The following is a 12,091-nucleotide window of genomic DNA, read 5'->3' as shown; positions in this document are numbered from 1 at the left end:
TGACGAACAATAAATTAGATCCTGAAATAAATTCAGGATGACGATTTTGAAAATTTTTCAAACAACTTCTTCAATAAGCTTATTCTAAAGTTGAATAATCACCAATGCTAATTTGGGTAAAGTTCCCGTCAAATTTCGCAAAATTACCTATCATCGCGTTATCCAGTTTTGCATTTCTCACTTCAGCAAAAGTTTGAATTAAACTATTCTTTACTTCAGCATCAGTAATTTTAGTTCCGTCGCCTACTGAAACATTAGGGCCAATTTTAGCATTTACCAGCTCTACATTTTCACCAATATAACAAGGTTCAGTAATTTCAGAATTAGTGATCTTTACAGAATCTGAAATCAATTTTTCACCATCCTGGTGAAGGAAATTCAGCATTCTGCCATTGGTTTCAACAGTTACATTTTTGTTTCCGCAATCCATCCATTCATCTACGGTTCCGGTTTTAAAGATCCTGTCTTCGGCCATCATTTTCTTGATACCGTCATTGATCTGGTATTCGCCGCCGTGCATCAGATTTTCATCAAGCACTTCTTCCAGCTTTTCTTTTAAAACAGCAATATCTTTAAAATAGTAAATACCAATTACCGCCTGGTCGCTTACATATTCCTTTGGTTTCTCCACCAATTCTATAATCTCGTTTTTCTCGTTAAGGTTTACCACCCCAAAAGCCTCAGGATTCGCTACTTTTTTGGTCCAAATTACCGCATCGGCATCTTTATCAAGTTTAAAATCAGCTTTTATCAAGGTATCGGCATAAGCTACAACTGCGGGGCCAGAAAGGGATTCCTTGGCACTCATAATAGCGTGCCCGGTTCCCAAAGGTTGATCCTGACGGTAAATAGAGGCTTTTGCATTTAAGCTTTTGGCCAGGCCTTCTAAACTTTCTACAATATCATCTCCAAAAAAGGCAGGATCGCCCAAAATAAAAGCGATCTCGTCTATTGGTTGGTCAAGAACCTTTGCAATATCTTCTACCAAACGATGCACGATTGGCTTTCCTGCTACAGGAATTAAAGGTTTTGGTATTGTTAACGTATGAGGACGAAGTCGTGAACCACGACCCGCCATAGGTACTATAATCTTCATTTATTTAGTTTTTGTGATCTTCAATCCTTGAAAATCGATATTCATATTAATTTTCCGCACAACCGGTGTTAACCGGTTAAATTATATTTTTATTTGTTTCCCGTGCTTCCAAAGCCACCTGCGCCACGAGTGGTTTCTTCCAGCGTATCGACTTCTTCCCAGGAAATATGTTCGTGTTTAGCAATCACCATTTGAGCAACACGCTCACCATTTTCTATGGTGAATTCTTCGTTAGATAAATTCACTAAAATCACCCCTATTTCTCCGCGGTAATCGGCATCTATGGTGCCGGGTGCGTTTAACACCGTGATTCCTTTTTTGGCGGCCAGGCCACTTCGTGGTCTAACTTGAGCTTCGTAACCTACCGGGAGTTCTATAAAAAGCCCGGTTTTAACGATGGTTCTTTCTAAAGGTTTTAACGTAACACTCTCAGAAATATTGGCTCTAAGGTCCATTCCTGCTGAAGCTTCCGTTTCGTAATGCGGCAGTTTATGTGCCGATTTATTGATGATCTTTACTTGCATAGTTAAGATTGTAAAATTTTAATAAGTTGTTTTCTTTCAGAAACATATACTGTTCCGAGAAAGACTATTAATAAGCTAATTCCTACGAAATAATTTCCGCGGAAAACATAAAATGAAAATACCGAAAATAAGACGGACAACACTAAGTAGCCTCCTATTTTTTTAAGGTTATATGGAATAGGATAATATTTTCTTCCGTAGAAATAAGAAAGCAGCATCATTACTCCGTAAGCAACCAAAGTTGCGATCGCAGAACCGGTATAGCTTATATACGGAATTAAAATAATATTGAGCGCAAGGGTAAATAGTGCACCTACTACTGAAATATAACCTCCAAACCGGGTACGATCAGTAATTTTATACCAAACGGAGAGATTATGGTAAATGCCCAGAAACAGATTTGCCAGTAAAATAAGTGGAACAATATGCATTGCCTCCCAGTAAGTACTATTCTGAATTAAAAGTTCTTTTAAAATATCTATAAAAACAATTACGGCTACGAGGATAAAACTTCCAAAAACCACGAAATACTTGGTGATAATCGCATAGGTTTCCTGGGCGTTTTTAGCTTCAGCGTGACTAAAGAAAAACGGTTCTATTCCCAGTCTAAAGGCCGTAGCAAAAAGCGTCATAAACAAGGCTAATTTATAGCAGGCCGCATAAGCACCAATCTCATCTCTGGCAATATCCTGCGGAAGCAGATAATCTAACATTATTCTATCAAAAACTTCGTTTATTGAAAAAGCAAGCCCGGCGATCAAGACCGGAAAAGCATAAGACATCATAGCTTTCCAGAGTTTGTTATTAAACCTGAAATCTATTTTAAAATAGAAAGGAAGCATCATTAACAGGGTAACACCGCTGGCCACCAGGTTGGAAATAAAAATATAACTGATCTCAAAATCTGGAATATAAATACTTTGGAAAACTGAATTTTTTAAAGCCAGATCTTCCAAAAACAGTAAAAAGAAAATATTTAACCCCAGGTTTATGCAAACATTTATAACCTTAATTACAGCAAAACGCATAGGTTTTTCAGCTGCTCGAAGCCAGGTAAACGGGATAATAACCAGGGCGTCCAAGAATAGTATCCAAATAACCAGTTGAATATATTTAACCGGGATATTCGCCATTTCAGCAATAAAATCCTGTGCTAAAAAAGCCACAGCGAAGAACACTAAAGAAGTCGTAACCAGAGACCAGCCCGAAGTGCTTAGAACCTCTTTCTTGTTCTTCATTTTATTGTAAAATCTAAAAAATGCGGTTTCCATCCCATAAGCAAGGATGACATTAAAAAACACAAAATAGGCGAAGATTATAGAAACTTCGCCATATTCTGCTTTTGGTAAAACGTGGGTATAAAGTGGTATTAATAAAACATTCAGCATACGCGGCAACACCGTGGCGAGGCCGTAAATAAATGTTTGCTGAAATAGTTTTTTAAAGGTACTCAACAGGAGAGAAAATTAGATTTTAGTTCTGTTCTTGGATTCCTGTTAACTTGTAATATTTGGTTTTCTCATTCTGAGAAAACACGAGAATGGCTTCATCGTCTTCAATCTCAAAAGGCATTTTTTCTGTTTTTTGTGGCACCCTATTTTTGTTTTCTTCAGCAGGATCAGAGCTCATAATATCCATACCATTGGTACCGAAATTAGCAATAAACAAGTTGGTTTGCTCGCTATCCTGAACCAGGGGAGATTTCATTCCTCTAAAATAAACACTTTTTAAATTCACTCGATTATCCTGAATAACGGCCACAGGAATGTGGAGATCTAACCCATTTTCACCCTGGGTATAATAAATATCCTGAAACTGTGCGGGTGCACGCTCCTGAAGTTCTTTATTGCTACCGCAACCTGTAATTAAAGTTAAAACAAATATACTGCTGAATAAAAAAAGTAGTTTTTTCATAATAGAAAGTTTGTTGTTTAAAAGTACAAAAACAAAACGCATACCAAATAAAAAACCCGTAGTTAACTTACGGGTTTTTAGAACGGAATTACTTCCGGAATATTATTTTTTGGTTTTATCCGTTCAATGCTTCAGCACCACCAACAATCTCCAGGATTTCATTGGTAATAGAAGCCTGTCTCGCTTTGTTGTAAGACAATTTAAGATCGTCTCTTAGCTCTTTGGCATTATCGGTTGCCTTGTGCATAGCCGTCATACGAGCGCCGTGTTCTGAAGCGAAAGAATCTCTTAATGCTTTAAACAATTGCATTTTTAGAGATTTAGGAATAAGCTCTTTTACGATTTCGATCTTTGATGGTTCGAAAAGATAATCCAACTGTTTTTCTTCTTCGGTATCAAATTGTTCAATGGGCAAAAATTGTTCGTGTTGTACAATTTGAGTAGCCGCATTCTTAAACTGGTTATACACCAATACGATTTTATCATATTTTTCGTCTAAGAACAACTGCATCAATTCTTCTGCGATTTCAGATACGTTTTCAAACGTTAGATCGTCGTAAATTTCGTTGTTATTCTTATATACTTCAAAGTCCTTTTTAAGAACATCGTTGGCTTTTTTACCTAAAGTATAAAGTGAAACATTTTTAGACTGGTAATCGTTTTTGGTTTTATACCTAACGCCTTTTACAATATTAGTATTAAAAGCACCTGCAAGACCTTTGTTAGATGAAATAGCAACAACCAATACGTTTTTTACCTCACGGTCTTCGGCGTATTTACTGCTGGTGTCATCATCCAGGGTTGCACTTAAATCCTGTAACAGCTGGGTTAATTTTTCAGAATAAGGTCTCATTTGCGTAATTGCATCCTGAGCCCTGCTCAACTTTGCCGCCGACACCATTTTCATGGCGCTGGTGATTTGCATCGTTGAAGATACTGAAGTAATCCTGCTACGTAATTCTTTTAAGTTTGCCATTTTATTTAGTATTGAGTATCGAGTATTTAGATTTTAGACAAAAATACTCGATACCTATAATTTATTTAAAGTTTAAATATGAACTTAAGTTTCTAACTACTCCAAGCTCAATACTCAATACTATTTTTTATACTTAGCTGAAAGCTCTTTTGCTACTGAAACTAAAGTATCTGTAACTTCATCGGTTAATTTACCGGCCTTTAGCGTATCTAAAACATCTCTATGCTTAGTATCTAAAAACTGTAAATAATCTCTTTCAAATTCTTTTACTTTCTCTACCGGCACATCCTTTAGCAAGTTTTTAGAACCTGCATAAATAATTGCGATTTGGTCTTCTACCGGGTAAGGATCGTTTTCTGCCTGTTTAAGGATTTCTACGTTACGCTTACCTTTTTGAATTACTCTTAAAGTTGTAGGATCAAGGTCTGAACCGAACTTAGCAAAAGCTTCTAATTCACGGTATTGTGCCTGGTCTAATTTTAAAGTACCGGCAACTTTTTTCATCGATTTAATTTGTGCTGAACCACCTACACGAGATACAGAAATACCAACATCAATCGCAGGACGAACCCCCGAGTTAAATAAATCTGAAGTAAGGAAAATCTGACCATCGGTAATCGAAATTACGTTGGTTGGGATATATGCTGAAACGTCTCCTGCCTGAGTTTCAATAATTGGAAGCGCGGTTAAAGAACCTCCTCCTTTTATTTTTCCTTTAAGAGAATCAGGAAGATCGTTCATATTTTGTGCAATATCATCATCATCAATAACCTTTGCTGCACGCTCTAATAATCTTGAGTGTAAAAAGAAAACGTCTCCAGGATATGCTTCACGACCCGGTGGGCGACGTAAAAGCAAAGATACCTCACGGTAAGCAACGGCTTGTTTAGAAAGATCATCGTAGATAATCAAAGCCGGGCGACCGGTATCTCTAAAATATTCCCCAATAGCTGCACCGGCAAATGGAGCATACACCTGCATTGGAGCAGGATCTGATGCGTTTGCAGCAACAATGGTAGTATAAGCTAAAGCTCCTTTATCTTCAAGTACTTTGGCAATACCTGCAACGGTTGATGCTTTTTGGCCAATCGCTACATATATACAATGTACAGGTTCTCCTGCATCGTAAAATTCTTTCTGATTAAGAATAGTGTCAATACAAACAGTAGTTTTACCGGTTTGACGGTCACCAATTACAAGCTCACGCTGCCCTCTACCTACCGGTACCATTGCATCAATAGACTTGATTCCTGTTTGTAAAGGTTCTGTTACCGGCTGACGGTAAATTACACCAGGCGCTTTACGCTCTAATGGCATTTGAAAAGTTTCCCCTTCAATATCACCTTTACCATCTATAGGTTGCCCTAAAGTATCTACTACACGACCAACAATACCTTCACCTACATTAATAGAAGCAATTCTTTCGGTTCTTTTTACTACAGATCCTTCTCTAACATCTTTAGAAGGTCCTAATAAAACCACACCTACATTGTCTTCCTCAAGGTTTAGTACCATTCCTTCAAGGCCGCTTTCAAATTGAACCAATTCTCCGTATTGCGCGTTGGCTAAACCATACACATTGGCGATACCGTCACCAACCGTAAGTACAGTTCCCACCTCGTCTAAAGAGGCTCCGCTTTCAAAACCTGATAATTGTTTCTTTAATATTGCTGATACTTCAGCAGGATTTACTTCTGCCATAATTATTTAAGATAAAATGCCACTATAATCTCGTGACTGTTTTTATTAAATTTTTCAAAGCCCATTATGGGCATTTTTATAAATAAGACCAAAAACGATTCGAGACTGCTTTTGGCCGACAAATTTTATATAGTAGAACTATATGAATTATCTTTTAATTCTCTTTTTAACCTATTGAGGTTTCGGGATACGCTGGCGTCATATTGTAAATCGCCAATTCTTAAAACAAAACCTCCTATAATATCTTTATTGATAACATTTTTAATCTTAGCGCCGGCTCCAGTTAATTCCTTTAGCTTGGCTAAAATCTTTTCTTCCAGCTCTGCTGTTAATGGAACTGCGGTAGTTACTATAGCTTCCTGAGACTTATTCAAGGTATTGTAACGTACTATATAATTTCTTGCTACAAGATCAAGAAGATTAATTCTTCCATTTTCAATAAGTACATCAAAGCTGCCCTGAGTAATTTCACCGGCATCTTTAAAGATTTCCTTTAAACTGGCTTTTTTAACCGATGAGTTTACAACCGGACTTTTAAGCATATCGGCAAGATCTGGACTACTTGCAATGGTTTGAGAAATTTGCTGCATATCTGTAAAAACAGTATCTGCTGTATTTTTCTCTTTTGCCAAGTCCAAAATTGCTTTGGCGTAACGTTGTGCTGCCCTGGTTCCTTTCATTACATCTTAGTTTAAGGTAGCGTCTTTCAACATCTTATCTATCATTTGATGTTGTTTCTCTTCGGTAGATAATTCTTTTCCAATTACTTTTTCAGCAATCTCAATAGAAAGTGTAGCTACCTGGTTTTTAATATCGGCCATTGCTGCACGCTTCTCCATCTCGATGTTTTCTTTAGCTTTGGCTACAATTTTATCTGCCTTTTCCTGGGCATCGCCTTCAGCTTCAGCAATCATCTTCTCCTTCAACTGGCGTGCTTCTTTAAGCATTTCGTCTCTTTCGGCACGAGCTTCCTGCAATAACTTTTCGTTATCTGCTTTAAGATTTTGCATCTCTTTACGCGCATCTTCAGCAGAAGCAAGGGCTTCGTTAATAGATTCTTCACGGGTTCTTACCGCACCAAGAATTGGCTTCCAGGCGAATTTGGCAAGAATAAGCATCAGCACTAAAAATACGATGGTTTGCCAAAATATTAAACCAACTTCTGGAGTAATTAAATCCATAATTCTTTATTTATATAATACCGTTAACATCATTTTTAAAAAAAAGCCCATTCGCAACCAACCGTTACGAATGGGTTTTTGAAATCTTCTTAGGTGGTCAATACACCTAAAAGCGCAGCTACAACTCCAAAAAGAGCAACACCCTCTACAAGTGCAGCAGCAATAATCATTGCAGTCTGGATTTTTCCAGAAGCTTCTGGTTGACGGGCAATAGCGTCCATTGCGGCACCGCCAATTTTACCAACGCCAATAGCGGCTCCAACAACTGCTAATCCAGCTCCTAAAGCTGCAAGACCTACGTGTAATAATTCCATAGTATAAAAATTAAAAATTAAAATTAATGATGTTCATGTTCCGCAACCGCCATCCCAATAAACAGGGCTGACAGCATTGTAAAAATAAACGCTTGAAGGAATGCTACTAACAATTCCAGTATTGTGATGAAAAGGGCAAAAGGAACCGAAATCCCGGCAACTCCAGCGCTTTCCAATATAAATATCAATCCAATTAAACTCAATATAATAATGTGACCCGCGGTGATGTTCGCAAATAAACGAATCATAAGTGCTACCGGCTTAATGATTAAACCAAGCACCTCTACCACCGCCAAAATTGGCTTCACAAAAGTAGGTATTCCCGGCATCCATAAAGTATGTTGCCAAAAATCTTTATTTCCGTTAATTAAAATTAAAGCAAGGGTAAAAAGACCTAAAGAAACGGTTACCGCGATATTTCCTGTTACGTTTGCTGCACCTGGCAACAAACCTAAAAGGTTAGTGATCCAAATAAAGAAGAACACTGTTAATAAAAACGGCATAAACTTCATATACTTCTTATCACCAATTTGAGGTCTTGCGATCTCATCGCGAACAAAAAGCACTAAAGTCTCTAATATATTATTGAAACCAGCAGGAGCTTTTTTATTCTTTTTGTGGTGACCGGCCAAACCGAAGAAGAAAATCAACATTAAAATAACCGTTAAAAACATAGCAGCTACGTTCTTGGTTATAGAAAAATCCCAGGGTTTACTGGCATTTAAAACGTTATGCTCTTCGTCAAACTCAACAGTTTCTGCACCTGCGTCTAATTTGTAAATATCTTCGTGATAATTTACAAAACGCATCCCATCTTTTTCTACCACGTGATGCCCTTCGGTATCGTGATGAAATTCACTAGACATAAAAGTTACAAAACCACCTTCCTCAGTAAAAAGAATTACCGGTAATGGCAATGTAAAAGAACTATCTCCTTCACCAAAGAAATGCCAGCCGTGAGAATCACCAATGTGGTGCATAATCATATCGGTAGGATTAAATTCTTTAGATTCTTCTGCCTCAGGATCTGCTTTGGCAAAAGCGTTAAAAGGAAGTAAGGCTAAGGCTAGTGTAAACGTCACTATAATCTTTAAAGATTTATGTGCTATCATAGTACCTGGTCTGCTTAAAATTATGGGCTCTAAATTCGGCTGCAAAGGTATACTTTTAATTTTTATTTGAAAGCACCCCAACTAAAATTTTAGCAAAAGCGTTATTTTTATCATTATAACTGATAAACAGTATTTTAAGTCTTGTTTATTAGTTTCACTGCGTACAGGGTCTCAAAGACCAAAAACAAAAAGTAAGGAATAAAAAAAGCAAGAACATTTACAAAGACTGCATTTACCTCGCTCAAGACTAATGGCAGCAAAAAAATTACCGCCGCTACCATTTTAAATAAGCTTAATCCCATAAATGCAAACCCCGTTTTATCGGTGAAATTCTTATAAACAAAAACCAGGCTTAAATAAATTAGAAATGTGGCCAGAAAATGAAAAAGATAAATACTAAAACTACTATAATAAAATTCTACTTCAAATACATACTGCTGTAATAGAAATTGAATAAGCCATAGTAAAATACTAAAAGGAAGCAATCTTCTTAGGAAAGCCAATAATTCATTTTTCATTTTTTTCGTCTTCTTCGCTCATTTTAATTACACTTCTATAAACCTGGTAAAGCGCTATAAAAACGCCCAACAAGGATAAGGATATAGTAAATGCCGAATATTTATTCGGAAATTTCCCGTCTAACCAGATCCCTAATAAAACACCCCCGGCAATAATAATTCCCATCTGGAAAGCTATATTCACAAAACCCAGGTATTTATTTAAATTATCATTTTTCATAATTTAAGCTGAAAAAATCTTAATTGATCGGTTGTGGGTATTCTTCTAAATTCTTTTGAATTTGTATAATTCTATAATTTTCTGATGAAATAGGCATTGATTCATTTTCAACTAAATAATCTTCATTTATTTGAAGTAATTCAGCAAAACCTTCTGCACGATTAAGATTTTCAAGGCCGTGTACCATTACAAACATCTCCTCTGGATTATAAACATCAATAGAAACTGAAAGATACTCGTAATTAATTTCTGAAATCGCTGTCTCTATCTTTTCTTTTAAGGCTGAAGCCGCTTCCTGTTCTGAAATATCAAACCTGTAAAGTAGTTTATAATTCTGCTGAAGACTATCGGTATTAAACTCCAAACCACTTAACTGGGGAATTGTTTTATTTAAAATTCCCTGGGCTTTTTTTCCTTCCTGGGTTTGCGGATAGGTTAAAGCCACGTGATTTAATGCATTTTTATAAGCTTCCAAACCTAAAAGTCTTCCGCTGGCCTGGGCTTTTAAAAGTTCAAGCTTTGCAACAATGGGATCTCCAGCAAATTCTGAAATATAGCGGTTTGTTTCAGCAATAACATTTTCAAAATTTTGTGCCTCAAAATTTCGGTAAAGTTCTGCATAAATTGCTTCCGGAGAATTTTCGTCTTCACTAATACTTTGGGGGTTCAAAATATAAGCTGCATAGCGGGAATTTGGGTAATTCTCCAAAATTTCCTGCTTCATTTCTTCAGCCTTAAAACCTTGATTTGTGGTTTGATAAATCTGATATAGATTATACATAGAAGGCAAAATAAGGCGCTCATCTGAAGACATTTCTAAGACAGCCTCCAATCTATCCTGGGCCATTTTATATTCCCTGAAATTCTCTTTATAAATTATTCCCAGTTGATAATACGCAAAATCCCTATCCCGGGTTAAAGTGTCCAACACCGCTAAATCTGTTGGAATTTGGTCTATATAGGTATAAGGATCAAGCCGCGGATCGTTGTCTAAAACCTGCTGTGAAAGCCCGGCTTCTTCTGCCACTGCATCTTCCCTTTCAAAACTAACTTCTGCCCATCGCCAATTATCAGCTAACGGCCTCTCTCCCCACTGATTCAAAAATTCCTGTCTCCCCTGTTGAACCCTCGCTTCACTATAAAAATAAAAAGTACGCGCAGAAGCTGGGGGCTGCCTGCTTTCTATGGCCGGTAAATTCACAGGCATAGTAGCTGCACTATTATCGGCTTCTAATTTAGCTCGTAAATCTGTGGTATAATTCTTAAAATAATCCAGTTGTTCAGCCGGCATTATGTGGCTTAATCGCAAGATGCTATCGTTTTTATAAGCTATGTCTTCATACTTAATAACATCTTCCAGGTTACCCCTTTTCTTTTTTATAGTTCTAAATTCTCTTAGTTTCGGATCCATTTCTGCCAGCGTACTATCAAAATATTTACTGGCGGCCAGATAATTGCTTCGATCAAAATTGATATTGGCCAGGATTTCATAATTAATAGAGCGTAAATAAATATCACTCGCAGGTTCACGCAGCGATTTTTTATAATATTCTACCGCAGTGTCTATTGAATCTAAACGATTGTAATATTCACCAATTTGGAAATAAATTTTATCTAAAAATGGTCGATTTTCGCGATCTTTTTCCAATTCACGAAACATTTCTCGTAATTGGTAATTATTGCCCTGCCCCATCTCAAAATTCCGGGCTTTTTGCACATAGGCATTAATCATATAAATTCTAGGGGATTTCCTGTTCAAATCTATCACTTCATCAAAAGCAGCGTTTGCTTCAGAAATTTCTCCCAAACGGTTATGAATCTGCCCAAGAATATAGAAATAGCGCCCTTTTTCTTCGTTATTTCCAGTAAATTCGGCTGCATTCTTTAACGGAACAACCGCGCTGTCTAAATGCCGTAGATTGATATAAGCCTGGGCCATAGTTGCACTGGCATCAGCAATATCCTGTTCTTCAAGATGTTCTAAATCCAGTATTTTTTTGAGATTATTTACTGCAAGACGGTTATTATCCAGGCGCATATGGGTTTTTTCTCGCCAAACCCGGGCGTGAATAATATTGTTACTGGCAGGATAACGCCTTAAAATATAATTGAAAGCTTCTAGCGCAGGAATAAAGCGTTGATCGAAATACCGGGCTTTTCCCAGTAATAAATAAGCTTCATCTATTTGCGGATTTCTTTCTTTCCCTTCTATCAGCATCGAGTGCCGCTGAATTGCTTTTACCGCTTTTTCTTCGGCGTAGCCAAAATTCTGATTTCTGATGCTATCTGGCAAAACGATATTCTCATCAATTTGCATACGCTCAATGGGTAGAATATCCCAGTAATTATCGGCGTAGTTTTGGTTAAGTTCCTCTTTACCCTGCTCCAGGCCTAAATTACCGTTATAGAGCGTATTATACTCTGTAGTAACGGCGTGCCAGTTTCGGTTTACAAAGGTGTTATTTTTGCGTGAACAGCCAGCGATGCTCCCAACCAGGAGCAGCAATAAAGTAAGTTTGGTAATTGTATTCAAAA

General features: G+C 37.1%; 13 protein-coding genes. All 13 read right to left on the bottom strand.

Translation table 11 applies throughout. The features are described from left to right. Nucleotides 1–79: 79 nt before the first annotated feature. On the bottom strand, nucleotides 80–1,096 hold the full coding sequence (locus J0871_RS04700) for a sugar phosphate nucleotidyltransferase (protein ID WP_208223825.1): 1,017 nt from the start codon (nucleotides 1,094–1,096) through the stop codon (nucleotides 80–82). 89 nt (nucleotides 1,097–1,185) lie between these two features. Beyond that, entirely contained in the window at nucleotides 1,186–1,620 is a 435-nt protein-coding gene (gene dut / locus J0871_RS04695; protein ID WP_208223822.1) for a dUTP diphosphatase, read from the bottom strand. A 2-nt stretch (nucleotides 1,621–1,622) separates the two neighbouring features. Continuing rightward, a complete protein-coding gene (locus tag J0871_RS04690) occupies nucleotides 1,623–3,074 on the bottom strand; it encodes an oligosaccharide flippase family protein (RefSeq protein ID WP_208223820.1) in 1,452 nt (483 codons plus the stop codon). Nucleotides 3,075–3,093: 19 nt separating this feature from the next. Next, nucleotides 3,094–3,534, bottom strand: a complete 441-nt coding sequence (locus J0871_RS04685; protein ID WP_208223818.1) for a hypothetical protein — start codon at nucleotides 3,532–3,534, stop codon at nucleotides 3,094–3,096. A gap of 115 nt (nucleotides 3,535–3,649) precedes the next feature. Continuing rightward, the gene (gene atpG / locus J0871_RS04680; RefSeq protein ID WP_093304528.1) at nucleotides 3,650–4,510 is read right to left on the bottom strand and encodes an ATP synthase F1 subunit gamma; all 861 of its coding nucleotides are present in this window, start codon (nucleotides 4,508–4,510) and stop codon (nucleotides 3,650–3,652) included. A gap of 120 nt (nucleotides 4,511–4,630) precedes the next feature. Beyond that, nucleotides 4,631–6,211 carry a F0F1 ATP synthase subunit alpha gene (gene atpA / locus J0871_RS04675; RefSeq protein ID WP_208223816.1) on the bottom strand — a complete coding sequence of 527 codons (1,581 nt, stop codon included), beginning with the start codon at nucleotides 6,209–6,211 and terminating at the stop codon, nucleotides 4,631–4,633. Nucleotides 6,212–6,336: 125 nt separating this feature from the next. After that, nucleotides 6,337–6,891, bottom strand: coding sequence for an ATP synthase F1 subunit delta (gene atpH, locus J0871_RS04670; protein WP_208223814.1), 555 nt, complete (start codon nucleotides 6,889–6,891; stop codon nucleotides 6,337–6,339). Between the two features lie 6 nt (nucleotides 6,892–6,897). Continuing rightward, nucleotides 6,898–7,392 carry a F0F1 ATP synthase subunit B gene (locus tag J0871_RS04665; RefSeq protein ID WP_075325466.1) on the bottom strand — a complete coding sequence of 165 codons (495 nt, stop codon included), beginning with the start codon at nucleotides 7,390–7,392 and terminating at the stop codon, nucleotides 6,898–6,900. 89 nt (nucleotides 7,393–7,481) lie between these two features. Then, entirely contained in the window at nucleotides 7,482–7,706 is a 225-nt protein-coding gene (atpE, locus tag J0871_RS04660) for an ATP synthase F0 subunit C (RefSeq protein WP_037318413.1), read from the bottom strand. A gap of 23 nt (nucleotides 7,707–7,729) precedes the next feature. Beyond that, nucleotides 7,730–8,818: a F0F1 ATP synthase subunit A gene (gene atpB, locus J0871_RS04655; protein WP_075325465.1), complete on the bottom strand. Its 1,089-nt coding sequence runs from the start codon at nucleotides 8,816–8,818 to the stop codon at nucleotides 7,730–7,732. A gap of 134 nt (nucleotides 8,819–8,952) precedes the next feature. Beyond that, nucleotides 8,953–9,336, bottom strand: coding sequence for a hypothetical protein (locus J0871_RS04650; protein WP_208223812.1), 384 nt, complete (start codon nucleotides 9,334–9,336; stop codon nucleotides 8,953–8,955). Continuing rightward, nucleotides 9,326–9,556 carry an AtpZ/AtpI family protein gene (locus tag J0871_RS04645; protein WP_057482400.1) on the bottom strand — a complete coding sequence of 77 codons (231 nt, stop codon included), beginning with the start codon at nucleotides 9,554–9,556 and terminating at the stop codon, nucleotides 9,326–9,328. Before J0871_RS04645 ends, J0871_RS04650 begins: the two co-directional genes overlap by 11 nt. A gap of 19 nt (nucleotides 9,557–9,575) precedes the next feature. Then, complete coding sequence (locus J0871_RS04640; protein ID WP_208223810.1) at nucleotides 9,576–12,089, bottom strand: hypothetical protein; 2,514 nt, start codon at nucleotides 12,087–12,089, stop codon at nucleotides 9,576–9,578. Nucleotides 12,090–12,091: the final 2 nt, after the last annotated feature.

It is taken from the genome of Salegentibacter sp. BDJ18 (assembly GCF_017579965.1).
Lineage (GTDB): Bacteria > Bacteroidota > Bacteroidia > Flavobacteriales > Flavobacteriaceae > Salegentibacter.
Note: the sequence above shows the minus strand (reverse complement) of the source record. Positions and strands in the feature narration are given on the sequence as shown.